The 26,523-nt window shown below is 73.7% G+C and carries 24 protein-coding genes; 15 read left to right on the top strand and 9 right to left on the bottom strand.

The annotated features are described in order from the left end of the window. Positions 1-144: 144 nt before the first annotated feature. The 3 genes from ACZ63H_RS35110 to ACZ63H_RS35100 form a co-directional block, all read right to left on the bottom strand. Positions 145-1,032, bottom strand: coding sequence for a glycoside hydrolase family 19 protein (locus tag ACZ63H_RS35110; protein WP_469872127.1), 888 nt, complete (start codon positions 1,030-1,032; stop codon positions 145-147). Positions 1,033-1,394: 362 nt separating this feature from the next. Continuing rightward, positions 1,395-2,288 carry a glycoside hydrolase family 19 protein gene (locus ACZ63H_RS35105; RefSeq protein ID WP_469872129.1) on the bottom strand — a complete coding sequence of 298 codons (894 nt, stop codon included), beginning with the start codon at positions 2,286-2,288 and terminating at the stop codon, positions 1,395-1,397. A 618-nt stretch (positions 2,289-2,906) separates the two neighbouring features. Further along, positions 2,907-4,130 (bottom strand): MFS transporter, encoded by a 1,224-nt coding sequence (locus ACZ63H_RS35100; RefSeq protein ID WP_469872126.1) that lies wholly within the window; start codon positions 4,128-4,130, stop codon positions 2,907-2,909. A 96-nt stretch (positions 4,131-4,226) separates the two neighbouring features. Between ACZ63H_RS35100 and ACZ63H_RS35095 the strand changes: the two genes are divergently transcribed. Then, positions 4,227-4,691, top strand: coding sequence for a winged helix-turn-helix transcriptional regulator (locus ACZ63H_RS35095; protein WP_469872125.1), 465 nt, complete (start codon positions 4,227-4,229; stop codon positions 4,689-4,691). 632 nt (positions 4,692-5,323) lie between these two features. Here ACZ63H_RS35095 and ACZ63H_RS35090 read toward each other — a convergent pair. From ACZ63H_RS35090 to ACZ63H_RS35080, 3 genes are all read right to left on the bottom strand, one after another. Beyond that, positions 5,324-6,292 carry a RimK family alpha-L-glutamate ligase gene (locus ACZ63H_RS35090; protein WP_469872123.1) on the bottom strand — a complete coding sequence of 323 codons (969 nt, stop codon included), beginning with the start codon at positions 6,290-6,292 and terminating at the stop codon, positions 5,324-5,326. Positions 6,293-6,392: 100 nt separating this feature from the next. Beyond that, positions 6,393-6,764: a hypothetical protein gene (locus ACZ63H_RS35085; RefSeq protein WP_469872122.1), complete on the bottom strand. Its 372-nt coding sequence runs from the start codon at positions 6,762-6,764 to the stop codon at positions 6,393-6,395. A gap of 143 nt (positions 6,765-6,907) precedes the next feature. Further along, positions 6,908-7,276 carry a hypothetical protein gene (locus ACZ63H_RS35080; RefSeq protein WP_469872121.1) on the bottom strand — a complete coding sequence of 123 codons (369 nt, stop codon included), beginning with the start codon at positions 7,274-7,276 and terminating at the stop codon, positions 6,908-6,910. Between the two features lie 570 nt (positions 7,277-7,846). Here ACZ63H_RS35080 and ACZ63H_RS35075 point away from each other — a divergent pair. The 4 genes from ACZ63H_RS35075 to ACZ63H_RS35060 all read left to right on the top strand — a co-directional run bounded on the left by ACZ63H_RS35075 (position 7,847) and on the right by ACZ63H_RS35060 (position 13,760). Next, positions 7,847-9,088, top strand: a complete 1,242-nt coding sequence (locus ACZ63H_RS35075; RefSeq protein WP_469872119.1) for an MFS transporter — start codon at positions 7,847-7,849, stop codon at positions 9,086-9,088. Then, positions 9,085-11,007 carry an alpha/beta hydrolase family protein gene (locus tag ACZ63H_RS35070; RefSeq protein ID WP_469872118.1) on the top strand — a complete coding sequence of 641 codons (1,923 nt, stop codon included), beginning with the start codon at positions 9,085-9,087 and terminating at the stop codon, positions 11,005-11,007. Before ACZ63H_RS35075 ends, ACZ63H_RS35070 begins: the two co-directional genes overlap by 4 nt. Positions 11,008-11,152: 145 nt before the next feature. Continuing rightward, positions 11,153-13,066 (top strand): RiPP maturation radical SAM C-methyltransferase, encoded by a 1,914-nt coding sequence (locus tag ACZ63H_RS35065; protein WP_469872117.1) that lies wholly within the window; start codon positions 11,153-11,155, stop codon positions 13,064-13,066. 25 nt (positions 13,067-13,091) lie between these two features. After that, positions 13,092-13,760, top strand: a complete 669-nt coding sequence (locus ACZ63H_RS35060) for a DUF5825 family protein (protein ID WP_469872115.1) — start codon at positions 13,092-13,094, stop codon at positions 13,758-13,760. 42 nt (positions 13,761-13,802) lie between these two features. Here the strand turns inward: ACZ63H_RS35060 and ACZ63H_RS35055 are convergent, their stop codons facing one another. From ACZ63H_RS35055 to ACZ63H_RS35045, 3 genes are all read right to left on the bottom strand, one after another. Then, positions 13,803-14,603, bottom strand: coding sequence for a GNAT family N-acetyltransferase (locus ACZ63H_RS35055; RefSeq protein WP_469872114.1), 801 nt, complete (start codon positions 14,601-14,603; stop codon positions 13,803-13,805). Between the two features lie 194 nt (positions 14,604-14,797). Next, positions 14,798-15,757, bottom strand: coding sequence for an amidohydrolase family protein (locus ACZ63H_RS35050; RefSeq protein ID WP_469872113.1), 960 nt, complete (start codon positions 15,755-15,757; stop codon positions 14,798-14,800). Between the two features lie 29 nt (positions 15,758-15,786). Continuing rightward, positions 15,787-16,587 (bottom strand): arylamine N-acetyltransferase family protein, encoded by an 801-nt coding sequence (locus ACZ63H_RS35045; protein ID WP_469872111.1) that lies wholly within the window; start codon positions 16,585-16,587, stop codon positions 15,787-15,789. Between the two features lie 310 nt (positions 16,588-16,897). On the opposite strand from ACZ63H_RS35045, the gene ACZ63H_RS35040 reads away from it, so the two are divergent. The 10 genes from ACZ63H_RS35040 (at position 16,898) to ACZ63H_RS34995 (ending at position 26,295) form a co-directional block, all read left to right on the top strand. Further along, a complete protein-coding gene (locus ACZ63H_RS35040; RefSeq protein ID WP_469872110.1) occupies positions 16,898-17,431 on the top strand; it encodes a quercetin 2,3-dioxygenase in 534 nt (177 codons plus the stop codon). Positions 17,432-17,575: 144 nt separating this feature from the next. Beyond that, complete coding sequence (locus ACZ63H_RS35035; RefSeq protein ID WP_469872108.1) at positions 17,576-18,334, top strand: SDR family NAD(P)-dependent oxidoreductase; 759 nt, start codon at positions 17,576-17,578, stop codon at positions 18,332-18,334. Between the two features lie 247 nt (positions 18,335-18,581). After that, on the top strand, positions 18,582-19,778 hold the full coding sequence (locus ACZ63H_RS35030) for an MFS transporter (RefSeq protein ID WP_469872107.1): 1,197 nt from the start codon (positions 18,582-18,584) through the stop codon (positions 19,776-19,778). Positions 19,779-19,933: 155 nt separating this feature from the next. Then, complete coding sequence (locus tag ACZ63H_RS35025) at positions 19,934-20,512, top strand: TetR/AcrR family transcriptional regulator (protein ID WP_469872105.1); 579 nt, start codon at positions 19,934-19,936, stop codon at positions 20,510-20,512. 105 nt (positions 20,513-20,617) lie between these two features. Beyond that, positions 20,618-20,935, top strand: coding sequence for a helix-turn-helix domain-containing protein (locus ACZ63H_RS35020; RefSeq protein ID WP_469872104.1), 318 nt, complete (start codon positions 20,618-20,620; stop codon positions 20,933-20,935). 423 nt (positions 20,936-21,358) lie between these two features. Further along, positions 21,359-22,534 carry a 3-deoxy-7-phosphoheptulonate synthase gene (locus ACZ63H_RS35015; RefSeq protein WP_469872103.1) on the top strand — a complete coding sequence of 392 codons (1,176 nt, stop codon included), beginning with the start codon at positions 21,359-21,361 and terminating at the stop codon, positions 22,532-22,534. 57 nt (positions 22,535-22,591) lie between these two features. After that, positions 22,592-23,362, top strand: a complete 771-nt coding sequence (locus ACZ63H_RS35010) for a 2,3-dihydro-2,3-dihydroxybenzoate dehydrogenase (RefSeq protein WP_469872101.1) — start codon at positions 22,592-22,594, stop codon at positions 23,360-23,362. Positions 23,363-23,384: 22 nt separating this feature from the next. Beyond that, positions 23,385-24,044 (top strand): isochorismatase family protein, encoded by a 660-nt coding sequence (locus tag ACZ63H_RS35005; RefSeq protein ID WP_469872100.1) that lies wholly within the window; start codon positions 23,385-23,387, stop codon positions 24,042-24,044. 29 nt (positions 24,045-24,073) lie between these two features. After that, positions 24,074-25,966, top strand: coding sequence for an anthranilate synthase family protein (locus tag ACZ63H_RS35000; protein ID WP_469872099.1), 1,893 nt, complete (start codon positions 24,074-24,076; stop codon positions 25,964-25,966). Further along, entirely contained in the window at positions 25,954-26,295 is a 342-nt protein-coding gene (locus tag ACZ63H_RS34995) for a hypothetical protein (RefSeq protein ID WP_469872097.1), read from the top strand. The genes ACZ63H_RS35000 and ACZ63H_RS34995 overlap by 13 nt, the downstream gene beginning before the upstream one ends. Positions 26,296-26,523 lie beyond the last annotated feature (228 nt).

Here is a 26,523-nt window from a genome sequence, read left to right as displayed (position 1 = left end):
AGACCACCCTCCCCCCCCCCCACCCCCCCCCCCCTCCCCTCCCCCCCCCCCCGAACGCGGGCGCGGACAACACAAAAAAAAAACCCACCTCGCCCCCCCCCCCCCCCCCCCCCCCCCGACCCCTCCTCCTCGCGGTGGCCGAACTCAGCAGCTCAGGTTCGAGCCGGGCGTGGTGCCGAGGATCTGGACGAACGCCTGGTACTTGCTGATACGGCTCTGGACCTGGGCGGGGTTGCCGCCGTTGCACTCCAGGGTGCCGTTGATGGAGCGGATGGTCTCACCGAAACCGGCGCCGTTGACCATGGCGTTGTGGGCCGTCATGGTGCCGGGGCCGGACTGCGTGTTCCAGTACCACAGGCCGGTCTTCCAGGCCACGGCGGAGTTCTGCTCCACCTGCCAGGGGTTGCCCAGCAGGTCGATGCCGAGGGCGTCACCGGCGGCCTTGTAGTTGAAGTTCCAGCTGAGCTGGATGGGACCGCGGCCGTAGTAGGCGGCCTGGCCGGCCGGACAGCCGTACGACTGGGTGGTGTCGCAGTAGTGCGGGTAGTTGGCGGTGTTCTGCTCCACGATGTGGACGAGTCCGCCGGTCTCGTGGCTGACGTTGGCGAGGAACGCCGCCGCCTCCTGCTTCTTCACCGTGTCGCTGCCGGTGTTGGCGAAGGCCGGGTAGGCGCTCAGCGCCGCCTTGAGACCGCTGTAGGTGTAGAAGGAGTTCCGGTTCGGGAACATCTGGTTGAACTGCGACTCGCTGACGACGAAACCCGAGGGGCCGGGCTGGTTGCCGCCGCCGTCCGATCCGCAGGCGCCCTGGTCGGCCCAGACGTCCGAGGCACCCGGACGCTCGTTCTGCGTCCACCACTTCGCGGTCCAGTTGTGCCCGTTGTACGAGGCGGTGCCGCCGCCCGTGTAGACGGACGAGGCGCTCCAGGCAGGAGCGCAGGTGGCCGCTGCGGCCGTGGCGGCGGGGAGGAAGGCGAGCGTGGCGACGGCCGCCACGAGGGCGGCCAGCAGGCTCATGACACGTTTGATCACGCGATCAGCTCCTTCGGCGCGGTGTCGCCGACGGGCGACACCGCCATGGGGGGCCACCACACTTAAGCCGGGTGGTCTGAACCTGTCAAGGTCTAGACCAGAGACCGTAGAGGACCCGCCGGCGCGCGAGGACGCTCCGCAGGAGCGCCGGCCACGTGCCCGCCACGCCGCCAACCGGGATGATTGCGACGGCCGTTCTCCGATGAGGGCCGTCTGCGACGCGTCCGCGCGATGAATCTCCGCGCCTGCGTGACGTGGACGGGCACACGTCACCTACGCGGGCACCGGCCGTGACGCCGCCTTCCGGACCCGGCTCCGAAGGACCGGGGCCGGGGACGGGGAGGAACCGGGAGCGGCCTGAGTCAGCAGGTGAGCCCGGACCCCGGTGCCGTACCGACGATCGCGGTGATCCGCTCGTACCGGGCGACCCTCGACGCCACCGACTCCGGGTTGCCGCCGTCGCACTCCAGCGCGCCGTTGAGGGAGCGGATGGTCTGGCCGAAGCCCGCGCCGCCGACCATCGCCTCGTGGGAGGTCATCGTGCCGGGACCGTTCTGGGTGTTCCAGTACCAAAGGGCGGTCTGCCAGGCCACCGACGGGTCGCGCTCCACCATCCACGGGTCGTGCAGCAGGTCCAGGCCGAGCGCGTCACCGGCGGCCTTGTAGTTGAAGTTCCAGCTGAACATGATCGGGCCGCGGCCGTAGTACGCCTCCCGCCCCGCCGGGCAGCCGTAAGGCCGGCTGCCGTCACACTTGCGCCAGTAGTTGGCCTCGTTGATCTCCTTGACGTACCGCAGCCCGACCGACTCGAAGTCCGCGTGCGTCAGGAAGGCCGCGGCCTCCCGCGCCCGGGTCTGCGGGGTACCCGTGTTGGCGAAGCCCGGGTAGGCGTGGAGGGCGTCGATCAGCCCCTGGTACGTGTAGAAGGGGTTGCGCTCCGGGAAGATCGTGTCGAACTGCGCCTCGCTGATGACGAAGTCCGACACCCCTCCGGCACAGGCACCCCGGTCCGCCCAGACGCCGGTGGCGCCCGGATTCTCGTTCTGCGTCCACCACTTGGCGCTCCAGTTGCGCCCGTGGTGGGAGACGGTGCCACCGGACGGGTAGGCGGTGGTGGCGCTCCACGACGGCGCGCAGGCGGGCGCGTCCCCGGCCGCCGCCGCGGGTGCGGCGGCGACTGTGAGGGCGGCGGGGAGGAAGGCGGCCGCGGCGACGGCGGCGCCCAGTGCGGTCAGGAACCTCTTGATGCGTTTCAGCGCTGCTCACTCCTTCGACGCGGCGCGCCGAGCACCTCGGCGGGCCCCCATGGCGTGCCGGTCACTCAATCCCTGCTGGTCTGAACCTGTCAAGGTCCAGACCATTCATGCGCGATGCTGGACGCGGACGTCTCCCGTACGCCTCCCCGCGCAACGGACACCGGCCGGCGCATGACGGAACGTCACCTGGCGGCCCCTGCCTGCGAGCGCGGCCGCGCGATCCGAGGACCGCGGCCGGGGCCCGTACCCGCGGCCGGCGGCGGCACCGACCGGGACGCAGCGCCCGTCGGCGGGCGGCGGCACCGGTCTCCCCCGAGCCCGAGTCCGGGGCCGGGTCCGCAGCCGGGCGCCGGCGCGGTGCGCTGTCGTGGCCGGGATCGTCCAGGAAGGCGGCCAAGGTGTCGTCGGCCTCGTCCAGGGAGCGGGCGCCGAACAGGACCGGCCGGTGGCCGCGGATGTCGTACGGGGTGGCGAGCATGGCGTCGATGTCCGGCGGCCACACGTCGCGCACCATCGGGCCGCCCGGCCCACCCGCGCCCCCGAAGCGGACGCCGGTCCCACGACGCGTGGACCGTCGGCGCCGTCCCCCACGACGCGACCGCCTCGCCGGCGCCGGCTTCACGGGGTGCGGGTCGTCGCCCACAGCAGCAGGGCGGCGCAGCTGAAGGTCGCTCCCAGGGCGGTCACCCCGGTCCATCCCGCCGCCGCGTACGCCAGGGAGGAGCCGGTGGCGCCGAGGGCGCTGCCGGCCGAGTAGAAGATCATGTAGCCGCCGATGATCCGGCTCCCCGCGTCCGGGCGCACGGCGTGGACGAGGGTCTGGTTGGTGACGTGCACGGCCTGGACGGCGAAGTCCAGCAGGACCGCTCCGACGGCGAGCGCCCACAGCGACTGCCGGGTGAACGCCAGCGGGAGCCAGGACAGCGCGAGCAGGACCAGCGCTCCGCCGGTGGTCCGCCGGGCGAGCCCCCGGTCGTTCCACCGGCCGGCGACGCCCGCGGCCAGGGCGCCGGCCGCCCCGGCGAGCCCGAACGCGCCGATGGCGGTGTGCGAGAGCGACCACGGGGGGCTGCTGAGGGGCTGGACGACGCTGCTCCACAGGGTGCTGAACGCGGCGAAGACGAGGAGTGCCAGCGTGCCGCGGACCCGGAGCAGGCGGTGGCGGGCGAACAGGGCGACCGTGGACACGAGCAGGCTCCGGTACGGGAGCCGGGCGGCCGGGGGCGGGCCGCCGGCCGGCAGGGCGCGGCGCAACAGCACGGCGAGCGCGGCGGTGAGGGCGGCCGAGAAGAGGTAGACGGACCGCCAGCCGGCCAGGTCGGCCAGGACGCCCGCCACCGTGCGGGCCAGCAGGATGCCGGTGATCACCCCGCTGGTGACCGCCCCGACGACCCGGCCGCGGAAGGCGGGGGCCGCGAGGTGGGCCGCCGCGGCGACCATCGTCTGGGCGACGACGGCGAGCGCGCCGACCGCCGCGAGGGCGGCGAGCAGCGCGGCGGCCCCGGGCGCCAGCCCGACCGCCAGCAGGGCGGCGGACAGCAGGCCGAGCTGGAGCGTGATCAGCCTCCGCCGGTCGGCCAGGTCGCCGAGCGGGACGAGCAGGAACAGTCCTGCCGCGTACCCGAGTTGGGTGACGGTGACCAGGGTGCCGAGCAGCCCCGGGCCGAGCGAGAAGCGCTCGCCGAGGGTGACCAGCAGGGGCTGGGCGAAGTAGACGTTGGCCACCGCGCTGCCGCAGGCGACGGCGAAGAGCAGGACCAGGCGCGCGGGCGGCTGCCCGGTCGGTGCGAGCGCGCTGTCGCGGGCCGTCCGTCCGCTCGCGGTGGAGCAGTCACTCGGCATACGGCACCCTTCCCATGGTGGTTGCAAGTTGCTACCGGACGGACTCTAGGGCGCGCTGGTAGCATGTTGCAACCGCATGTGAAGGAGGGGAGCCCGATGGTCGCCCGCACCCGGCTCGACGCCGACCCCTGCCCCGTCGCCCGGTCGATCGACGCCATCGGCGACTGGTGGTCGCTGCTGATCGTCCGCGACGCCTTCGACGGCAGCCGCCGCTTCGGCCAGTTCCAGCGCAGCCTGGGGATCGCCAAGAACATCCTCACCACACGGCTGCGCGCGCTGGAGCGGGCCGGGGTGATGGAGACCGTGCCCGCCTCGGACGGCAGCCCCTACCAGGAGTACGTGCTCACGGAGAAGGGACGCGGCCTCTTCCCGGTGATCGTCGCGCTGCGCCAGTGGGGCGAGGCGCACTGCTTCGCCCCGGGGGAGGCGCACTCACGGCTCCTGGACCGGCGCGACCGGCGCCCGCTGGGCCCGCTGGAGATCCGCACCGGCGACGGACGTCCGATCGGCCCGGAGGAGACGGTGGTCGAGAAGATCGGCCCCGCCGACACCACCCGCTGAGGGGTCCCGCCGGCAAGAGGTCGCACCCGCGTCGAAGTGCACGGCCCTTGACCAGCGAAAGCGGGGTAGTCGTAGCGGGAAACGGCACTTCGGCGTTACGGCGACCGAGGGTGGCCCGCCCTCGACACGACAAGGAGATGCCTCTCCATGAGCACCGCACACCCCGTGCCCCTCGACTTCTACGACCGTGACGGAGTCGACGGCTACTCCGCCGGCCGCGCGGAACGAGGAGTCCGCCAACGACGGATCGCGGCGGTGCCGGCTCCCCGAGGACGTGCCCTTCCGCACGCACCCGCCGATCGGCTGCCCGCACCGGAACGGCGGCCGCGCCTGGTACCCCCGCTCACCACCGTCGTCCCGTCGTCGGCCGCCGACGCCGTCCACGACGCCGCGCACGCGACCGCCGCCCGGTTCCGGCAGGGCGCCTACTCCCTTCCCTGCCCGGAGTGCCGCGTGCCGGCCGGCATGGTGTGCCGCGGCCGGCACATGCACGCCGCCCGCCGCGATGCCTACCGGCAGAATCCCGCGCCCACCGGCCCGGCGCCCCTCTTCGGGGCGCGTGACGGCCGAAGCCGCGGGACGGGCCGCGGTCCGGGCGAGGCGCTCCCGGCGGCGCCGGGTCCGGGGTCCGGCTACGACGGGGACGGTCGGGGCGGGCCGGTCCGGTCGAGGGCGGACAGACGCCGGGCGACGCAGGCGGTGATGGCCGGGACGACCGCCGTCAGCTCCGGGCGCCAGCCCGGCACGGCGTTCACCTCGCAGAGGGTGTAGGCGCCGTCGGCGGCGAACAGCAGGTCCACCCCGGCGATGTCCAGGCCCAGGACGCGGGCCGCGCGCACCGCCAGTTCCTCCGCGCGTGGATGACGGCCCGGGCACGGGGTGGCCGAGCCGCCCTTGGCGATGTTGGCGGCGAGGGCGCCCTCGTGGGAGGTGTGCAGGACGGCGCCCACCGGCTCGCCGTCGACCACGATGACGCGCAGGGTGCGGCCGTGCGAGGTGGCCACGTGCTCCTGGAAGAGGAACGGCGTCTCCTGGGTGAGGCTGCCGGCCACCTCCCGCAGCAGCCGCGGATCGGGGGCCAGGAAGACCTGCCCGCCCTTGGCACCGCCGACGGACTTCACCACGCACGGCGTGTCCAGGCCGGGGCTGCGGACGACACCCTCCAGCGGGGCGGTGGCGTAGGAGAGGGTGTCGGGCACCGGCAGTCGGGCCAGGGCGAGTTCCTGGAGCTGCCAGATCTTGTTGCGGGACGTGAGCTGGGCGTCGAGCGTGTTGACGAGGGTGCTGCCCATGCGTGTCAGGTGGCGCAGCAGGGTCACCTCACGGTCGTCGCGCATGGGGCCGGCCACCTGGCGGACGCACACCACCTTGGGGGCGGGCAGCTCCATGCCGCCGAGGGTGCGCAGCGTCAGCCGCCCGCCCTGGACCCCGAAGAGCAGTTCGTCGGTGTGCCAGACCGCGAAGCGGGGGCCGTGGGCGTCGGCGAGCGCCGCCGCCAGGTCGCGGGTGGAGCGGCGCAGCTCGGACGGCCGGTGCCGTACGAGCATCCACACGTCGGCGGGTGCCGGGATTCCCGGCACGGCCCGGTGCTGATCGACCACGCCGGCTCCTCGGCCTCACCGCCCACCACCCGTGGGCCCTCGCGGGCCAGTCTCGCAGCCGCGTGACCGCGGTGTCACGGGCGGTGGGCGGGCGCCGGGGTCAGTTCAGCGGCGCGGGGGCCGGCGTGCCGTAGAAGGTGAGCGCCGGCCAGCCCCGCGAGGCGAGCAGTTCGTTGATCGCGCCGGCGATCTCCTGCGGGGTGACGACGTAGGCCGCCGGCGTCTCGGAGTTCGTGACGCTGAACTTGATCTGCAGTTCGGACGGCATGTCGTTGCCGGTGTTCCGGTCCACCCGGCCGGTGAAGAGCGTCCCCGCGGGGAAGTCGGCCGCCGTGCCCGTCGACGCGGCCTGGGCGGTCTGCGCGGCCGGAGCGGCCTGGGCCGGCGACGCCGAGGCCGTACCGGCGATCACCGCGCCGGCGGCGGTCGTCCCCGTGTAACCGATCAGGGACCGTCTCGAGATGCTGCTCATGTCTCCCCCTCCTCCAACGGCCGCCGGGGTGTTTCCCGAGGCCACCGCTTGATCGTAATCACATTCGAAGAGCGTCGGGGCAGAATGGCGTCGTCCGTTTCGTTCCCTTCTCCGGGCCCCGGCGCGCGACGGCGGGCCGGCCGTCATTCCCGGCGGAGGGACAGCCGGTGCCCGCTCGTCGCGTCGGTCACGGTTCTCGCCCCCAGGGCCGTACGCAGGACCGCCCTGACCGGGCCCAGGCGGGCCACGGCCGGGCACTTCGCGTCACGCCCCGTCCGGGTGGTGATCCGCGCGGTGAGGGAGACGTCCCCGGCGGTCTCGGAGACCTCCAGCCGCGGAGGGCCGTCGCACCCGCCCGACTCGACCACGACGGTGAGAACGCGGCCGTCGCCCCCCACCCCGACCGGCCGGGTGACCGGCACCTTCCTCGTGACGGTCCGCACGCCGGAGTCGGCGTCCCGGACCGAACAACCCGTCGGACCGACCAGCATCGCGGCGGCCGCCACCGGCACGAGCCGGCGTTTCCACACATGAGTCTTCACAGCAGATCGACGCCGGCGGGGGCCGATACGTTCAGTGGCCGGGCGGAGGGGTCCCGGCGGGCCGTGTCCCCCACTCCCGCACGCCGCGCACCACCGGCTCCAGCGCCCGGCCGGGACCACGCGGACGAGGTGACCGTCTTCAGCGCCCACGATCCCCGGGAGTCCGCCCGCCCCGCCGCCCGGTAGCGGGCACTGCGCGGCGGCGAACGTTCTCGGTCGAAAGCGGAGGCCGGACCGGCGCCCCGGGAGCGCGGGAGGGCGGACCCGCGTGCTCGCCCGCCCTGCCGGGCCGGCCCGGCAACGATGCGGCGGCCGAGGGGGTTTCCGCTGGAGAGGGCGCGGTGGCGCGCTCGTCCGTTACGGAATGATCAGTCCCCCTTCGCCCCGATGCCCCGTCCGCGGTCCCGGGCCTGCCCACGGCACGAAACCGGCCACGCGCCGCGGCGTCTTGTGGCGGTTCTCCGCGCTCCTCTACGATCCCGCTCACTCCGCTCTCGCCACACTTTCTGCACAATTTCGCCACAACTGGTGAGGTGCCTCGTGGAACGGCCAGTGTCATCCGCACGACCGTCCCACCAGCGGGCGGACACACGTGACTTCAGGCTCCTGTGGTGGGCCGACGCCGCCGACGGGGTCGGCAGCCAGGCCTCCGGCACCGTCCTGCCGTTGCTCCTGCTGGGGCTGGGCCACTCGCCCCAGACCGTCGGCCTCGTCGCCGGTGTCTCCACCGCCGTCGGGCTGCTCCTCGGTCCCCTGGTCGCCCTCCCGGCGGACCGGGGCGCCCGCAAACCGGTGATGGTCGGGTCGGCGGCCGTCTCCGCGCTCGCCATGGGCTGCGTGGCACTCACCCTGGCCACCGGAAGGCCACCGCTCGGTCTGATCCTGGCCGCGGTGCTGGTCGAACGGCTGGCGACCGCCTGCTTCGAGGCGGCGGCACGCGGGACGGTCGCGCTGGTCTGCCCCGGCCCCGAACAGCCCCGGGCCGTCGCCCGGCTCACCGCCGCCGGACAGGGTGCGCTGATCGCCGGCCCGGCGCTCGGCGGCGCCCTCTACCAGGCCGCCCGCGCGCTGCCGTTCCTCGCCGACGCCCTGTCCTACGTCGTCAGCGCCGTCTGCGTGTCCGCCATGCGCGCCGACCTCACGGCCCCGGAACGGCCGCCGCGCGGTGCCGGACTGCTGCGCGAGGGCGCGGCCGGACTGCGGCTGGTGCGCTCCTCCCCGCTGCTGCGGCTGGTCCTGGTGTGGGGCACCGTCGTCAACGGGGTCGTGGTGGCGCTGTACTACGGAGCCGTCTTCACGCTCCGGCGCGAGGGCCACCCCGGTGCCGTCCTGGGCGTGATCCTCGCCGTCTCGGGGGCCGCCGGCCTCGCGGGCGCGCTCGCCGCGCCGCGCGTGGCGAGGCGGTGGGGCGCCGGGCGGGTCGTCACCGGGGTGACCTGGCTGCTCGTCCCGCTCACCGCCGCCCTCGCCGCGGTCACCGACGCGTGGGCCTACGGGCTGCTGTTCGGCCTGGTGTGCCTGCTGATGCCGCTCGCCTCCGTCGTGCTCCAGGCCCGTGCGCTCCAGGCCACCGCGCCCGCGCTCCAGGCCCGGACCGGCGCCGTGCTGGCCACCGCCACCACGGGCGCCGCCGCCCTCGCCCCCGTCCTCGCCGGGGCGCTCGCCGACCGGGTCTCCCCCGCCGCGCCCGCGGTCTGCTGCGGTGCGCTGCTGGTGCTGCTCGCCACCCATGGCTCCCGGCGCCCGGTGCGCGGCACCCTCACGGCGGAGGCGGCCGGATGAGCGGCGGCTACCAGGTGTACCGGGCCGCCCTGCCCGAGGTGTGCGCCGCCGACCCGGCGAAGATGGTGTTCACCGCCGACGCCGGAGGACGGTGCGAGGTCTTCGCCTGGGACGCCGGTACCCGCCGCGCCCGGCAGGTCACCCGGCGCCCGCGCGGCACCCTGCACGGTGCCGTCGACCGGGACGCGCACGTGTGGTGGTTCGACGAGGACGCGCACGGCGCGGGGCGCTGGCGGTTCCAGCCCTTCGCCGGCGGAAGCGACCGGCCCGGGCTGACGAACGTGCCCTCCGGGCTGCCCCGGGGCCTCGCGGTGAGCGACCACGGCACCGTGGCCGTCGCGGTCGGCGACGGCCGGACCACCGCCGTGCACGTGGGCCCGCGCGGCGGCGCGGCCCGCACGGTGGCCCGGATGCCGGGTCATGTCGCCCTCACCGGGATCACGCCCGGCGGCCGGCTGCTCGCCCTCGCCGGACCCGCCGCCGTCACCGTGCTGACCCGCGAGGGCGACGTCCAGGCGGTCCTGCGCGGCGGCGGCGCGGGGAGCGGAGCACGGTCCGGCCCGCCCGGGAACGATCGCGGCGGCGCACCGCCGGCCGCCCTCCCCGCCGGTGACCGGGGCCGGCTGTGGTCCCTCGGCTTCGCGCCCGCCCCCGAGGCCGAGGAACTGCTCCTGGTCCGCGCCCGCGACGACGACTACGTCCTGGCCTGCTGGCGGCCCGCCACCGGGCTGACCACGTACGAGTGGTGCGCCTTCGACACGGAGATCACGGCCCGCTGGGACGCGGACGGCCGGTCCGTCCTGGTACGTCAGGACCGGCACGGCCGCTCCACCCTGCACCGCGCCGACCTCGCCGCGCGCACGCTCACCCCCGTCGTCACCCCGCCGGGCACCGTGCTGGACGCCGCGACCCGCCCCGGAGGCGACCTGCACTACCTCTGGACGGCCGCCGGTCACCCGCCCCGGCTGTGCTCCACCCGGGGCACCGCCCTGCCGGAGCTGCCCACGCTCCCCGACCGGGTCCCCGGCACCCACCGGGACGTGTGGACACCCGGCCCGGACGGGCCCGTGCACACGCTGCTCAGACTGCCCGACGCGGCGCGCGGCCCAGTCCCGGCGGTGTTCCTGGTGCACGGCGGACCCGCCGACCACGACCGGGACGCCTACGACGGCGTCGTCCACTCCCTGGTGGCCTCCGGCTTCGCCGTCGCCCGTGTGAACTACCGCGGCTCGACCGGGTACGGGCCGCGCTGGCGCCGCGCCTACCGGGACGGCGTGGGACTCACCCAGGTCGCGGACCTGGCGTCCGTGCGCGCGGAGCTGGTCGCCCGCCGGCTGGTCCGGGGCGATGCCGTGGGCCTGTGGGGCACGTCCTGGGGCGGCTACCTGGTGCTGCTCGCCCTCGGCACCCGCCCGGGCCTGTGGCGGGCGGGGGTCGCGGTCAAACCGGTCGCCGACTGCGCGGCCGCCCACCGCACCACCACGCCCGCGCTGCGCGCCCTGGACGAGCGCCTGTTCGGCGGCACGCCCGAGGAGGTTCCCGAGCGGTACGCGCGCGGCTCGCCGATCCACTACGCCGCCGAGGTCCGCGCCCCGCTGCTGGTGGCGGCGGCCACGCACGACGCCAAGTGCCCGCCCGGCCAGATCCGCGGCTACCTCGCCGCGCTGCGCGCCGCCGGGGTCCGGCACGAGGCGCTGTGGCTCGACTCCGGCCACGACGGCTACGACGGCGGCGACCACGTCACCGTGCTGCGCCGGGCCGTGGTCTTCCTCGACCGGGAACTGCGCGGCCCGGTCCGCCGCCACCCCCCGACGCCCCGTTCCGCCCGGAGCGGGGAGCACCGCACCACCGCACACCCCACGGAGAGGAGAACGCCGCATGCAGAAGGACATCATCCACAACGACCCGCTCGCGGGTGACGAGGAGAACCGCAAGCCGAGCGTCGGCATCACCGTCACCGTCCCGTTCCGCAACGCCGAGGACGCGGAAGAGGACTGACCCCCGCCGGCCGGCCCGGTGGTGCACCGCCGGGCCGGCCGGTTCCCCCCTCCCCGAGGAGCCGACATGCGTGTCCTGCTGGTCAACATGCCCTGGTCGCCCATCGACCTCCCGTCCCTCGCGCTGGGGATCCTCAAACGCAGCGTGGACGAGCGCGTGCCCGGCGCCGAGGCCGAGGTGCTGCACGCCAACCTCGCGTTCACCGACTGGATCACCGCGCGCACCGCGTTCACCGGCGACGACTACGAGTACTACGCCCTGTCCTCCTACTTCATGGGCTGCGGGGACTGGGTGTTCTCCTCGGCCCTCTACGACGATCCGCACTGGCGCGAGGAGGAGTTCACGTCGGTGATGCGCGGGAAGCTGAAGAGGTCCCGCATGGCCATGACGCACGCGCTGCACCGGGTGGTCCCGGAGTTCGTGGACGAGATCGCGCGGCGGATCGTCGACCACGCGCCCGACGTCGTCGGCTTCACCTCCACCTTCCAGCAGAACACCGCCGCGCTGGCCGCCGCCCGGCGGGTCAAGCGGCTCGCCCCGCACATCGTGACCGTGCTGGGCGGGGCCAACTGCGACGGGGCCCAGGGCGCCGCCGTGCACCGCAACTTCCCCTTCGTCGACCACGTCGTGCGGGGCGAGGGCGAGGCGGCCTTCCCGCAGTTGCTCACCGCGCTCACCGACGGCTCGGACCTCGCCGGCGTGCCCGGTCTGTGCCACCGGGGTCCCGGCGGGGAGAGCCGGGTCAATCCGATGGCCACGCGTCCGCTGCCGCCCGCCGCGATCCTGCCGCCCGACTACAGCGGCTACTTCGAGCGCCTGGCCGCCTCCGCCGCCCGGCACTGGGTCGAGCCGAAGCTGGTGGTCGAGGGCGCCCGCGGCTGCTGGTGGGGCGAGAAGCACCACTGCACGTTCTGCGGGCTCAACGGTTCGTTCATGCAGTTCCGTTCCAAGAGCCCGGAGACCTTCTACGAGGAGATCGTGGAACTGGCCCGCCGCCACCGGGTCCTGGACATGTACGTCGTGGACAACATCCTCGACATGGGCTACCTGACGACCGTGCTGCCCAGGATCGTGGCCGACGGGTACGACCTGCGGCTGCACATCGAGATCAAGGCCAACATGCGCCGCCCACAGCTGCGCACCCTCGCCGACGCGGGGATGATCTACGTCCAGCCCGGCATCGAGTCGCTCAACCACCGGGTGCTGGACCTGATGGACAAGGGGGTCAGCGGCTGCCAGAACGTCCGGATGCTCCGCGACGGCGCCGAGACCGGATTGTCCGTCGCCTGGAACTACCTGCACGGTTTCCCCGGCGAGACGGCCGAGGACTACGAGCCGGTCATCGCCCAGATACCGGCGCTGGAACACCTCGACCCCCCGGTCGACCTGTCGGCCCGGATCGCCATCGAACGCTTCAGCCCCTACTTCGAGCGCCCGGAACTGGGCTTCACCGGCCTCAGGCCCGAGGAGCACTACCGGTTCACCTACGACCTGCCGGAGGCGGAACTCCACGACCTGGCGTATGTGTTCGAGGCTCCGGCACGCGGCATCGGCGAGCCGACCGTCGCCGCGCTCAACGACGCGCTGGCCGCGTGGAGGAAGCACCACGCCGACGCCCGGCTGACCCACACCGATCTGGGCGACCGGATCGTGCTGGTCTCCCGGCGGCGTGCCTTCGACTGGCACACCGCCGAGCTGACCGACCCCTTCGAGCTGGCCGTCTTCCGTCTGCTCGACCAGCCGCACGCTGTCGCCGCCGTCACCCGCAAGGCGGCGGACAAGGCGCCCGGGCACGCCCGGGACGAGGCCGCGGTGCGGCGGCTGCTGGACGACTGGGCCGCGCGCGGGATCGTCTTCACGGACGGCGGGCAGTACGTGCACCTGGCCCCGGCCGCCGTCAACGAGGGCCTGCTGCGGCTGGACTTCATGCGCCACACGTACGCGGCCGAGCCCGCGGCCGCCGAGCCCGTCCACGCCTGACCGCGCCCCGAGGAGGAGCACACCGATGAGCACACCGAGCACCCTGGGGCCGCCCGCCGTCCTCGCCTGGCGCGACTACGACCCCGCCGCGTGTGAGCTGCCCGGCATGTTCCTGGGGGAGGTCGCCCTGTCCGGTCCGCCGCAGGGCGAGAGCGACCGGCTGTGGCGACTCGGTGCCCGGCGGGTACGGCTGCCCGCCGCCGTGGACCTCGCCGGCGGCGCGGATCCGGCGCGGGCCGCCGAGGCGGTGGCCGCGCTCAGCCTGGTGCGGGACCTGACCGCGCGGGCCGTCCTCGTCGAGTGGGACCTGCGGCTCGCCGCGGCGCCCGCCGACGCCTGGCAGGTCCTCGGTCATCTCCAGCCGCCCCGGCGCATCGAGGGTCCGGCCGGGGCCGGCGAGGCGCTGCGCGGCTGGCGGCAGGGCCACTACCTGTGCAAGTGCCTGTGGCGCAAGGGCCCCGGCTTCGTGCAGATCCGGGACCGCCGCTGGGGAGAGCTGCGCCGGTTCACCGCCGACGAGCCGCACTACGCGGAGACGATCGAGCGGCTGGCCTACGGGGCACCGGCGGACTCCGTGCCGGCCGCGGTCCTGGACGACTTCCGGGGCGAGCGGCTGGTCCTGGACGTCGGCCCGCTCGCCTGGTGGCTGCCGTACCGGATCAGCCGCTGGCTGCAGGAGCCGATGACCATCTGACCGCCGGGCGCCGCGGCAGGGCGACGGTCCGGGCGGCACGGGTCACTGTGCCAGTCCGTAGAAGCCGACCGGCGAGTTCGGCCTGAAGCCGATCCTGGGGTACACCGGCGCTCCCGCCGCCGTCGCGTGCAGGGTGGCGCGGGTCAGACCGGTGACGCGGGCGCCCTCGTACAGGGCCTTGCGCGTCACCGTCTCGCCGTAGCCCCGGCGTTCCCATTCCGGTGCGGTGGCGACGAGCACGACGAACAGCCGCCCGTCCGCCTCCACCGTCGCGGCGCAGGTCACCGGGACGCCGTCCCGCAGGCCGAGGTAGGCGTGCACCCGGTTCTTCCACAGGGTGGAGCCGAGGAGCCCGTCGCGGCCGTCCTCCGGCGGGAAGCCGTAGGCGCGCGAGTTCAGGTCCGCGTAGGCGCGCAGGTGCTCGTCGGTGGTGACGCGGACGAAGGTCAGCTCCGGGTGGGCCGGTTCGGGAAGGGGCAGGAGGTTAGCGGCCATGCCGGTGCCGGGAAAGGCGTACTCCAGGCCCGCCTGCCCGGCCGCCGTCCGGAGCGTGGCGCGTGCCTCGGCGTCGAGGAGGTCCTCGAAGAGCCACAGGAATCCGGGGTGCCGCTTGGCCCGCATGATGTCCGCCGCCTGGCGCAGGCGCTCCGCGAGGAGTGCCGGGCCCGGGTCGGTCCCGGTCAGCGTGACGCAGTTCCAGAACGCGAACCGGCAGTCGGCCCAGCGGACGGCGATGCCCGGCAGGTCCCGCACATCGGCGTCCGGATCGCGGTCGAGCACCATGGTGCGCCAGACCAGCGCGAGTTGCTCCATCGATTCGATCGACTCCGCACGATCCGTCATCCGGACTCCTTCGGCGGTGGGGTGGCGAGTCCACCCAGTCATACGCCACTTGTCCGTGCGGTGTCGCGCGCCCCGGCCGGCGCACGGGGTCGTGCCGCCGGAGCGCGCGCCGGGCCGGATCCGCCGGACTCGGTGTGCGCGAGGACGCGGCGGAGCGCCTGGCGGGGTTCCGGTGCGGCCGGCGGGCTACGGGATCAGGCCCCCGCGAGCCGGGGGAACAGCGCCAGTGCGTTGCCGCGGCCGATGGCGGCGCGCTGCCGGTCGTCCCAGCCGGGGTAGCGGCTGAAGCCCTCGACGTTCTCGGTGGTGTGGGAGGCCGGCATGAACGGGTAGTCGCTGCCGAAGAGGATCTTGTCGGGGGCGGCCAGCTCGGTCAGGGCGGGCAGCGCGTAGGGGGTGGCGGACATGGCGATGTCGTAGTAGATGCCGCGCAGTTGGCCGATCACGTCGGCCGGGGCCCGGTCGGTGAGGTACTTGCCGATGGTCGGCCCGTAGGTGAGGCGCTGGGCGAGGAAGGGGAGCGTGCCGCCCGCGTGGGAGACGATGAGCTTGAGGTGCGGAAGCCGCCCGAGCACACCGTTGAACAGCAGGCTGACCACGGTACGGGTGGTCTCGAAGGTGAACTCGTACAGCGACGGCGGCAGATCGAAGGTCGCCAGGTCCTTGGCGGGCGGTGTGGCCGGGTGGACGTGGACCGGCAGGCCCCGCTCGGCGATCTCCGCGAGCAGCGGCTCGAACTCCGGGTCGCCCAGGTAGCGGTTCCCGTAGCTGGTCAGCAGCCCGATCCCGTCCAGGCCGAGTTCGTCGACGGCGTAGGCCAGCTCGTCCTTGGCGGCGGCGACGTCGGGCAGCGGCAGGAGGGCGAAGGCGCCGAAGCGGCCGGGGTGGGCCGCCACGGTCCCGGCGAAGAACTCGTTGACCTGACGGGCCAGCCGGCGGGCCTCGTCGCCGCCGGCGAAGGTGACGCCGGGGGCGGTGATGGACAGCACGGCGGCGGCGATGGAGTGGCGGTCCATCACGTCGAGGCTCGCCTCGGCGCTCCAGGTGGGGTAGTCGACACCGGGGATGGCGACCCGGTCGCCCAGCGCCTTGGCGTAGGCGGGCGGGATCGCGTGGTGGTGGACGTCGATGAGACCGGTCGGCTGCTGCGTCATGGTGGGTGTCTCCGTGGATCGGTGGTACGTCAGGAGTGCTCGTGGGCGTCGGCCGTGGGCGGGACGGAGGCCAGCTCGATGCCGAACACGGTGCGGTAGGCGGCCAGCAACGCGGCGTCGCCGGCGAGGTGTTCCTTGGTCTTTGCCTCGCCCGTGGTGCGGGTGAGGGTGCGCCCGGCCAGGGTGACGCGGCCCTCCGCGGTGGGCAGGGTGCACACCTGCCGGGTGAGGAAGGGAGAGTCCTCGCTGCTGCGTAGCCACCAGGTCATGGCGGCGAAGTCGGCCAGTTCCCGCGGGCGCTGTTCCAGGCGGTACTGGAGTGCGCCGTCCCGCAGCAGGTCCAGGTCGCCGTGGGCCGCCTCGGTCAGCCGGAAGGTGCCCTGTGCGTCGGCCTGTTCGCGCCGCTCGTTCAGCCGCAGCGGGTGGCGGAAGGCGTTGCCGTAGCCCACGTCCGCCAGGAACGGCCCGTCGCCGTCCTCGGTGAGGACCCGCAGGGCCATGTGCCCGAGCGGCGGGGTGAAGCCGTTGTCCTCCATGACCCGGGCGGCCAGCGGTACGACGTCGAACCCGAGGGCGCGCAGCAACTCGTGGAAGGCGCCGTTGAGTTCGTAGCAGCAGCCGCCCCGGTTGCGGCCGATGATCTTCTCGAGGGCGGGGGCGCCGAGGCCGATGGGCGGGCTGGGCCTGCCGTAGGCGAAGTCGATGTTCTCGAACGGGACGCTGAGCACGTGCCGTTCGTGCAGGTGGGCGAGGGCCGTGGCATCGGCACGCTCGGGGCGTTTGGCCCCGATGCGCTCCAGGTAGGCGTCGACGGTCGCTGAGTCGAGCATCAGGACCGCTCCCGTGCACGGTGGGGGGTGCTGTGCGGTGGCGCGGTACGCAAGGCGATGTCCTCTCGGCAGGTGAGTGCACCGACATTGCAGCGGGCGCGGCCGGATCCCGCATCACGTGTCTGCGGGATGTGCGGAACGGGAGCGGGCACACGTGCGCGGTGCGGGCGGCGGGCCGGTGTTCCTCCGCGGGCACCCCGTGATCACGTGATGTGTGTCCGGCCCCGCCCGGCCGAGACTCGGACGGAATCCCGAACGCCGGGCCGTCCGCCGGGCGGCGCGGCGCGTTGACCGACCAGAGGAGCCCTTGATGGCCGACGAGGAAGTCCACCCCGAGGCGAAGACCGGACTCGAACCGCGGGTGCTGCACGTGCCGGCCGGCGAGGGCCCGAAGATCTGGATGTCGGGCGACACCTACACGCTCAAGGCCACCTCGGAGAACACCGGCGGCCGGCTGTCCTTCAGCGAGGCGTCCATCCCGCCCGGCGCGGGCCCGGTGCCGCACGTCCACCTCGACGCCGACGAGGCGTACTACATCCTCAACGGCGAGCTGGAGGTGCTCGACGGGGAGCGCCTGATCACGGTCAAGGCCGGTGACTTCGTCTTCATTCCCCGCGGCACCCTGCACCGGTTCCGGAACACGGGCGTGGACGCGGCGCGCATGGTGTTCCTGTTCACTCCCGCCGGGTTCGACAAGTTCTTCCTGGAGGCCGGCAGGCCCGCGGTCGCCGGTGTTCCCCCGCAGTGGGACGAGGACGACGAGCTGCGCGTGCTGGAGATAGCGCCCCGGTACAGCTGGAGCCCGGGGGCGGACGCCCCGGCGGAGGAGCGGCCGGGGCGGTGAGCGCGGGACCGGTGCCGGCGGCATCCGGTCCGGTAGTGGCGTGGATACGGGATGGCCGGGGCGCGAGCCGGGGCCACAGTGGTGTGGGGGCGGTGCGCGGGAGGTGCGCGCCGCCGCGTTTTCGCATGAGGAATGGATGGGAACATGACTGCTCGCTTCGTCGGCAAGGTCGCGCTCGTCACCGGAGGCGGCAGCGGGATCGGACGGGCCACGGCCGAGGCGTTCGCCCGCGAGGGGGCCACGGTGTGTGTCGCGGGCCGCAACGAGCAGCGGCTGAAGGAGACGGTCGCCGCCATCGAGGCCACGGGCGGCACGGCCGCCCACGTCGTCGCCGACATCTCGGACCCGGCCGGTGTGGAGGCGATGGTGCGCACCGCCGTGGAGCTCTACGGCCGTGTCGACATCGCGTTCAACAACGCGGGCATGACGCTGGTCGAGCGGATCGTGGACGTCCGGCAGGAGGACTGGGACCGGCTGCTGGCGACGAATGTCACCGGTATCTGGCAGTGCATGCGGCACGAGATCCTCCAGATGCGCCGGCAGGGCGGAGGAGTGATCGTCAACACGGCCTCCAACGCGGGCACCCACATCACCATGCCCACGCTGGGCGCCTACGGGGCGACCAAGGCCGCCGTCACGGCGCTGACGGCGGCCGCGGCCAAGGAGCACATCGGCGAGGGGATCCGCATCAACGCCATCAGCCCCGGCCCCATCCGCACCGAGCTGCTGCGCGAGCCGGGGGACACCGACGCGGACATCGACGCGCGCTACGTGCCGATGATCCCCCTCGGCCGCATCGGCAGCGCGCAGGAGGCCGCGGCCGCGGTGCTGTGGCTCGCCTCGGACGACTCGGCGTACACGGTGGGGCACGACCTGGTGCTCGACGGCGGGATCACCGCCTAGCCGCGGGTCCGCCACACGGGGAGGCAGGCATCCCACGGATGCCTGCCTCCCCTCTTCGCGTCCGTGTCCGCCGGCAGGCGGCACGGCTCGACACGGCGCGTCCGAGGTGACAGACTGAACCCAGATTTTGGATCAGATGAATCAAAAAGGTGTACCGTTCACCTCGGCAGCAACGACCAGGCCAACCGGCCGACTTGAAAGGTTTCGACATGCAGTCAGCACCCCGCGACCGGAAGGCGGCCCTCTGATGCCTCTCGCAGTCTTCGTCCTCGGCCTCGCGATCTTCTGCCTGAACACGACGGAGGTGATGGTGGCCGGACTGCTGCCGTCGCTCTCGGACGGCCTCGACGTCTCGATCACCGCCGCGGGCAACCTGGTCACCGTCTTCGCGCTCGGCATGGTGTTCGGCGGCCCGGCGATGACGCTCGCGCTCATGCGGGCGCCCCGCAAGCTGTCGATGGTGAGCATGATGGTGCTGTTCCTGGTGGGCCAGACCATCGGCGCCCTGTCCACCGAATACTGGATCATGGTGATCGCCCGCATCCTCACGGCATTGGCCACCGCGGCCTTCTTCGGGCTCGCCGCCTCCGTGTGCGCCAACCTGGTCCCGCCGGACAAGATCGGCCGGGCGCTGGCCATCGTGTTCGGCGGATTCATGGTGGCCAACGTCTTCGGCCTGCCCCTGGCCACCCTCATCGACCAGCACATGGGCTGGCGTGCCGCCTTCTGGGCCGTGGACATCCTGGTCGCCCTGTGCCTGGTGCTGGTGCTGATCACGGTCAAGCGGGCCCCGGCCCCCGAGGGACTGGACGTCCGCTCGGAGCTGTCGGTCTTCCGCAGCGGCCGGCTGTGGGGCGCCTTCGCCACCAACGCCCTGCTGATCGGCGGCGTGTTCGCCACCTTCGCCTACCTCTCCCCGGTGCTGACCAAGATGGCGGGCTTCTCCGAGGACATCGTGCCGCTGCTGTTCGTCCTGTACGGCGTGGGCACCGTCATCGGCAACGTCGTCCTCGGCCGCCTGGCCGACGCGCACACCATGCGCATCCTGTGGCTGGGCGGCGTGGTGCTGACCGTGCTGCTGGGCCTGTACGCGCTCGTCGCGACCAACCAGGCGCTCTCCCTCGTCGCCCTGTTCCTGCTGGGCTTCACCGGACTCCCGCTCAACCCGGCCATGGCCTCGCGGGTGATGAACCTGTCCAACAGCGGGGCCCTGATCAACACCATGAACACGGCGACGATCTGCGCGGGCATCACCATCGGCTCCTGGCTCGCGGGCGTCGGCATCGACGCCTACGGCTACCGCGCCCCGATGTGGGTCGGCGCGCTGCTCACGCTGGGCGCGCTGGTCACCCTCCTCGTCGCGCGGGTCACCGACCGGCACCACGTGGAGAGCGACCGCCCCGCCGCCGCCCCGGCGGACCTCGAATCCGCCGCGAGCGTGTGACCACGCACCACCCCCGCGGCGGCGGGGGGCCGGGCTCACCACACCCCGGTCCCCCGCCGCCGTTCCCCGTGCCGGCCACCACCGCGCCCCTCGACCCCGCGATCTTTTTCGCGCGAATTTTTGCGCAATCGATCCAAAACGGTTAGGTTGGCTCCATGGGGAGGCCCAGGAAGTTCGACGAGACGAGCGCCCTCACCGCGGTCATGAACACGTTCTGGCAGCGTGGGTACGAGGGGACCTCCACCCGTGACCTGGCCCAGTCCACCGGCATGGGACTGTCGAGCCTGTCGAACGCCTTCGGCGACAAGCGGCAGCTGTACCTGCGCGCGCTGCGCCGCTACTACGAGACCAACACCGCCGTGCAGACCGAGCTGCTGGGACAGCCGGGCCCGGTCAAGGACCGGCTGCGGAGCCTGATGGTGCAGGCGATCGACATCGACCTCGCGCACCCGCCCTCGCAGGGCTGCCTCATCATCAACGCCTCGATCGAGATGGCCAACACCGACCCCGAGGTGGCACAGGAGGTGCAGCGTCACTTCACCACCGTGGAGGAGGCCGTCCGCTCCGCCCTCGCCGAGGGACAGCGCAGCGGGGAGATCACCCGCGAACGGGACGCCACGGCGCTCACCCACCACGTGCTGAGCAGCTACTACGGCCTGCGTGTGCTCGCCCGCGTCCAGCCCGACCGCACGGCCCTGACGAACGTCGTGGAGACCATGCTGGCCGGCCTGTGACCCACCGCGCCCCGTGCGTGAACCGCTCCGGCCGCCGCGTTCGGACCTGACGGACTGACCGCCCCGGCGTTGCCGCCCCCGGGTCCGGCGGAAAGAGTCTTTCACGTGACCTACACCATCGCAGCCGACCGGACCCCCCGCCCGACCTCCCCCGCCACCGCCACGGTGGGCCGCACCCGGCGCACGGCCGCGGTCCACCCGGGCTGGGCGAGCCTGACCCCCGCAGAGCTGCGGGTGGCGCGCCTGGTGGCCGAGGGACTCACCAACCGCGCCGTCGCCGAGCGCCTGTGCATCTCCCCGCACACGGTCGACAGCCACCTGCGGCACGTCTTCACCAAGCTGGGCATCTCCAGCCGGGTCGCCCTGGCCCGGCTCACGCTGATCCACGACCACATCAGGGCGGACGAGCCGGGCGAGCGCTGACGCGCCCCCGGCGTCCCCCGCTCCCCCGCCGGCCTTCCGGGGTGGCGCGCGCGACGAGGCGCCGCCGGTGACCCCGGGAGGCGTACCGACCGGTCTCCCCAACTCCCTTTGCTACAGCGGGAATTCGCGGCAGGACGCGCACCGTCCGAGCCTCCGCGCCGTACGTGACAGACTACGCGTCACAGCATTGCCGAACCGCACACGTGTCCCGGACAGTGGTGTTCACGACGGGGCGCCTCCGGCACACACGCCGGCGCCCCCCTCACCCCCACTACCCCGGCCTCAGCGCCGTACACGAGCCGCTGCCGGATGAAACACCGGGCGAGGAAACGGGCCGGTGCCCGCGTGCCCTGTGTTGTTTCGCGAACGATCACGCCCACCATCAGCCGGAGTCGCTCCGGCGTGCTCTGCCGAGGGAATCTGATGATCGACGTTGAGTCCCACCTCCGTTCCCTGCCCGCCCTCCAGCAGCCCGACTGGTCCGACCACCCCCGCCTCACCGACGTCCGCACCCACCTGTCCCGGATGCCCGCCCTGGTCGACCTGGACGCGGTACACCGGCTGCGCGCGCTGCTGGCCGAGGCCGCGGCGGGACACCTCCAGGTCGTGCAGTCCGGCGACTGCGCCGAGGACCCCGCCGAGGCCACCCCCGACGACGTCGCCCGCAAGACCGCGCTGCTGGACATGCTCGCGGGGACGATGAAGCTCGCCTCCGGCAAGCCGGTCCTGCGGGTCGGCCGCATCGCGGGCCAGTTCGGCAAGCCCCGCTCCAAGCCGACCGAGACCGTGCACGGGGTCGAACTTCCCGTGTACCGCGGCCACATGGTCAACCGGCCCGAACCCGACGCGGAGCTGCGCCGCCCGGATCCGGGCCACCTGCTCACCGGCTACCGTGCCGCCAGCGACACCATGCACTACCTGGGCTGGCTCGGTTCGGCGGGGCGCCGCCCGGAGTTCGGCGCCCCGGTGTGGACCAGCCACGAGGCCCTGCTGCTCGACTACGAACTGCCCCTGCTGCGGCGCGAACCCGACGGCTCGCTGCTGCTGACCTCCACCCACTGGCCGTGGGTGGGCGAGCGCACCCGCGGGCTGGACGGCGCGCACATCGCGCTGCTGGCCGCCGTCTCCAACCCGGTGGCCGTCAAGGTCGGGCCGGGCATGACGCCCGAGGAGGTCCTCGCCCTGTGCGAGAAGCTGGACGCCCACCGCCGCCCGGGCCGGCTCACGCTGATCTCGCGCATGGGCGCGCAGAACGCGGCCGAGAAGCTGCCGGCGCTGGTCGAGGCGGTCGCGCGCGAGGGGTACCCGGTGCTGTGGCTGTCGGACCCGATGCACGGCAACACCGTCACCGGTCCCGACGGCCTGAAGACCCGCCTGGTCAAGACCGTCGTGCAGGAGATCCGGGCGTTCCAGGAGGCGGTGCGCGCCCACGGCGGCACAGCGGCCGGCCTGCACCTGGAGACGACGCCCGAGGCGGTCACCGAGTGCGTCTCGCACGACATCAGCCTGGAGCGCATCGGCGACAAGTACCTGAGCTTCTGCGACCCGCGCCTGAACCCGCGCCAGGCCGTGGAGGCGGCCTCGGCCTGGCGGGGCTGAGCCGGCGCCCGTCCCCCCGTTTCCCACCGACACCCACCACGTACGGAGGTTGCGACCGTGCAGGAAACCCTCGCCCTGGTCACCGGGGCGGCCGGCGGCATCGGAGAGGCCATCACCCGGCTGCTGGCCGAACAGGGCACGACGGTGGCGGCCGTGGACCGCGACGCCGAACGGCTGGCCGAGACCGCCGCCCTGCTGCGCAAGGAGGGCCTGGCGGTGACCGAGTTCGCCGCCGACGTCACCTCCGGCGACGCCGTGGCACGGCTCGTCGAGGAGGTCGAGACCCGGCTCGGGCCGGTGCACCAGCTGGTCAACGCCGCGGGTGTGCTGCGTCTGGGCCCCGCGCACACCCTGACCGACGAGGACTGGAACACCACCTTCGCCGTCAACGCCACCGGTGTGTTCCACGTGTCGCGGGCCGTGGTCCACCGCATGATCCGGCGCCGCCGCGGCGCGGTGGTCACCGTCGCCTCGAACGCGGCCGGCACGGCCCGCGCCGACATGGCCGCCTACGCCGCGTCCAAGGCCGCCGCCACCGCGTTCACCAAGTGCCTCGGCCTCGAAGTGGCGCCGTACGGCATCCGGTGCAACGTGGTGGCCCCCGGCTCCACCGACACCCCGATGCTGCGCGGCATGCACACCGCCGACACCGCCGCCCGGGCCTCCGTGGCGGGCCGCCCGGAGCAGTACCGGGTGGGCATCCCGCTGGGCAAGGTCGCCCTCCCCGAGGACGTCGCCCGGGCCGTCGCGTTCCTGCTCTCCGACGCCGCCGGCCACATCACGCTGCACGAACTGACCGTGGACGGCGGAGCCACCCTCGGTGTCTGACGACGAAAGGACCCACCGCACGATGCCCGGCATCCCCCCTGTCGAGCCCTACCCCATGCCCACCGCCGAGGAGGTGCCCGAGAACACCGTCGACTGGCGGGTGGACCCGCGGCGCGCGGTCCTGCTGCTGCACGACATGCAGGAGTACTTCCTCAAGCCGTTCCCCCGGGACGCCGAACCCGGCCGGGCCCTGGTGGACAACACGGCCCGCCTGCGCGCGGCCTGCAAGGCGCTGGGCATCCCGGTCGCCTACACCGCGCAGCCCGGCAGCATGACACCCGAACAGCGCGGCCTGCTCAAGGACTTCTGGGGCCCCGGCATGCGGGCCACGCCCGAGCACCGCAGGGTGGTCCCCCCGCTGGAGCCGGACGACGGCGACTGGACCTTCACCAAGTGGCGCTACAGCGCCTTCTTCAAGTCCGACCTGCTGGAGCGCATGCGCTTCCACCACCGCGACCAGCTGATCGTCTGCGGGGTGTACGCGCACGTGGGCGTCCTGATGACCGCGGTGGAGGCGTACACGAACGACATCCAGGCGTTCCTGGTGGCCGACGCGGTGGCCGACTTCTCCGCCGACTACCACCGGCTGGCCCTCACCTACGCCGCCGAGCGCGCCGCGAGGGTCGTGACCTCCCGGGCGGTACTGACCGAACTCGACGCGGCCACCGCGGCGGCCCACTGACGGCCGTCGCCGGCGAAAGGACCCACACCATGGCAAGGAACGAGGACGCCGAGCACCTGCTGGCGCGCATCCTCGACGGGTCGGCGGGGGCGTTCGCGCTGCTGCACCGTCCCGAGACGGCGGGACCGGACACCCTGGAGCTGCTGACCGGCGAGGTGACACGGGCCGACACGCTCGCCGGCCTGGAACTGAAGGCGGCGGCGGGCACCGGCGCCCGCCATGAGCTGCTGGCCCTCGTCCCGTACCGGCAGCTGGCCGAGCGCGGCTTCGCCGCCCCCGACGACGGCACCCCGCTGCTGGCGATGCGCGTGGACGAGCAGGCCGCGCTGCCACTGCGGCGGGCCCTTACGCTGCTGCCCGACCATCCGGTGAAGATGACCGAGGAGCGCTTCGACGTCGACGACGACGCGTACGCCGAGACGGTGCGCCGGGTCGTCGCCGACGAGATCGGCACCGGAGAGGGCGCCAACTTCGTGATGAAACGATCCTTCACCGCTCTGCTGCCCGACTTCGACAGTGCCGCCGCCCTGTCGTTCTTCCGCCGCCTGGTGGAACGGGAGGCGGGCGCGTACTGGACCTTCCTCATCCACACCGGCGAGCGCACGCTCGTGGGCGCCACCCCCGAACGGCACATCAGCGTCCACGACGGCAACGCCGTGATGAACCCCATCAGCGGCACCTACCGCTACCCCGCCTCCGGCCCCGACCTGCCCGGTGTACTGGACTTCCTCGCCGACGAGAAGGAAGCCGACGAGCTGTACATGGTCGTCGACGAGGAACTGAAGATGATGGGCCGGATCTGCCCCGCGGGCGGCCGGGTGCGGGGCCCCTACCTGAAGGAGATGGCGCGCCTGGCGCACACCGAGTACTTCATCGAGGGCCGCACCGACCGCGATGTGCGCGACATCCTGCGCGAGACCCTGTTCGCCCCGACGGTGACCGGTTCCCCGCTGGAGAGCGCGGCCCGGGTCATCAGCCGGTACGAGCCGCAAGGGCGCGGCTACTACAGCGGGGTCGCCGCCCTGATCGGACGGGACGCGGCCGGCGGGCGCACACTCGACTCCTCGATCCTGATCCGCACCGCCGACATCGACGCGGACGGGCGGATGCGCATCGGGGTGGGAGCCACCCTGGTACGCCACTCCGACCCCGCCTCCGAGGTGCAGGAGACGCGCGCCAAGGCCGCCGGCCTGCTGGCCGCGCTCGGGGACGCCGAACCCACCCGGTACGGCTCCCACCCCGCGGTGCGCGAGGCGCTGGACTCCCGCAACGACGGCATCGCGCGGTTCTGGCTCCGGGAACCGGCCGCGCCGGGCGGACACACCGGGCCGCTCGCCGGGCGCAAGGTGCTCGTCGTCGACGCCGAGGACACCTTCACGGAGATGATCGCCCATCAGATCCGGTCGCTGGGCTGCGAGGTGGCGGTGCGGCGCTTCGACGAGCCGTACGACTTCGACGCGCACGACCTGGTGGTCATGGGCCCGGGACCGGGCGACCCGCGCGAGACGGCCCACCCGAAGATCGCCCACCTGCGGGCGGCGGTGGCCCAGCTCCTGGAGGAGCGGCGGCCGTTCCTCGCGGTGTGCCTCAGCCACCAGGTGCTGAGCACACTCCTCGGCCTGGACCTGCGGCGCCGTCCGGCCCCCAACCAGGGCGCCCGCCACGTGATCGACCTCTTCGGCAGCACCGAGCGGGTCGGCTTCTACAACACCTTCGCCGCGCACAGCGACGCCGGCCGCTTCGAGCACCCGGTGTACGGCACCGTGGAGGTGAGCCGGGACCCGGCCACGGGCGAGGTGCACGCGCTGCGCGCCCCGGGCTTCGCGTCCATGCAGTTCCACGCCGAGTCCGTGCTGACCGTGGACGGGCCGCGCATCATCGGCTCGCTGCTGACGGAGGTGGCCGGCACGTGCACGCGGTGATCGTCTGGTGGGACCTGGGCCGCTCGGCGCAGACCATCGCGTCCCTGCGCGACTTCCTGCGCGAGGAGGCCGTGGACCGTTTCGCCCGGATGCCCGGGCTGCGGCTGAAGTTCTGGATCTCCGACGAGGCCACCGGCCGGTGGGGCGCGGTGCTGCTGTGGGAGTCCCGCGAGGCGGCCGCGGCGCCCGTGCCGAACCGGGCCGCGGAGCTGATCGGCTATCCGCCCACCGAACGGCACGCGTTCGACGTGGAGGCCACGGTGGAGGGCGAGTTCGCCCTCGCCGCGCTCTCGGGCCGGGGGCTGGCCCTCGCGCCGGCCACCGGCTGACCGGTCGCGGCCCGCAGCCCCGAACCACCGAGACCGGGAGGTCCCGGCCCGGCACCGGCCGGCCGGGACGCTCCCCCGGACCCGCGTACGCCGCCGGCCCTCTCCCTCCGGCGGCGGGCGGGAACCCCTGTCGGGGGGGGGGGGGGGGGGGGGGGGGGGGGGGGAGGCGGGGGGGGGGGGGGGGGGGGGGAGGGGGGGGGGGGGGGGGGGGGGGCGGAGGGGGGGTGG

It is taken from the genome of Streptomyces sp. NPDC104831, from assembly GCF_055583025.1.
The sequence above is the reverse complement of the archived record's forward strand: the minus strand, read 5'-3'. Positions and strand labels throughout refer to the sequence as shown.

Excerpts from the sequence above, each read along its gene's own strand:
- ACZ63H_RS35085 (WP_469872122.1), bottom strand. The coding sequence starts at position 6,764 with ATGAGCAGCATCTCGAGACGGTCCCTGATCGGTTACACGGGGACGACC.
- ACZ63H_RS35015 (WP_469872103.1), top strand. The coding sequence starts at position 21,359 with ATGATCGACGTTGAGTCCCACCTCCGTTCCCTGCCCGCCCTCCAGCAG.
- ACZ63H_RS35100 (WP_469872126.1), bottom strand. The coding sequence starts at position 4,130 with ATGCCGAGTGACTGCTCCACCGCGAGCGGACGGACGGCCCGCGACAGC.
- ACZ63H_RS35095 (WP_469872125.1), top strand. The coding sequence starts at position 4,227 with ATGGTCGCCCGCACCCGGCTCGACGCCGACCCCTGCCCCGTCGCCCGG.
- ACZ63H_RS35055 (WP_469872114.1), bottom strand. The coding sequence starts at position 14,603 with ATGACGGATCGTGCGGAGTCGATCGAATCGATGGAGCAACTCGCGCTG.
- ACZ63H_RS35045 (WP_469872111.1), bottom strand. The coding sequence starts at position 16,587 with ATGCTCGACTCAGCGACCGTCGACGCCTACCTGGAGCGCATCGGGGCC.
- ACZ63H_RS35035 (WP_469872108.1), top strand. The coding sequence starts at position 17,576 with ATGACTGCTCGCTTCGTCGGCAAGGTCGCGCTCGTCACCGGAGGCGGC.
- ACZ63H_RS35005 (WP_469872100.1), top strand. The coding sequence starts at position 23,385 with ATGCCCGGCATCCCCCCTGTCGAGCCCTACCCCATGCCCACCGCCGAG.
- ACZ63H_RS35050 (WP_469872113.1), bottom strand. The coding sequence starts at position 15,757 with ATGACGCAGCAGCCGACCGGTCTCATCGACGTCCACCACCACGCGATC.
- ACZ63H_RS35040 (WP_469872110.1), top strand. The coding sequence starts at position 16,898 with ATGGCCGACGAGGAAGTCCACCCCGAGGCGAAGACCGGACTCGAACCG.
- ACZ63H_RS35070 (WP_469872118.1), top strand. The coding sequence starts at position 9,085 with ATGAGCGGCGGCTACCAGGTGTACCGGGCCGCCCTGCCCGAGGTGTGC.
- ACZ63H_RS35065 (WP_469872117.1), top strand. The coding sequence starts at position 11,153 with ATGCGTGTCCTGCTGGTCAACATGCCCTGGTCGCCCATCGACCTCCCG.
- ACZ63H_RS35000 (WP_469872099.1), top strand. The coding sequence starts at position 24,074 with ATGGCAAGGAACGAGGACGCCGAGCACCTGCTGGCGCGCATCCTCGAC.
- ACZ63H_RS35025 (WP_469872105.1), top strand. The coding sequence starts at position 19,934 with ATGGGGAGGCCCAGGAAGTTCGACGAGACGAGCGCCCTCACCGCGGTC.
- ACZ63H_RS35060 (WP_469872115.1), top strand. The coding sequence starts at position 13,092 with ATGAGCACACCGAGCACCCTGGGGCCGCCCGCCGTCCTCGCCTGGCGC.
- ACZ63H_RS35030 (WP_469872107.1), top strand. The coding sequence starts at position 18,582 with ATGCCTCTCGCAGTCTTCGTCCTCGGCCTCGCGATCTTCTGCCTGAAC.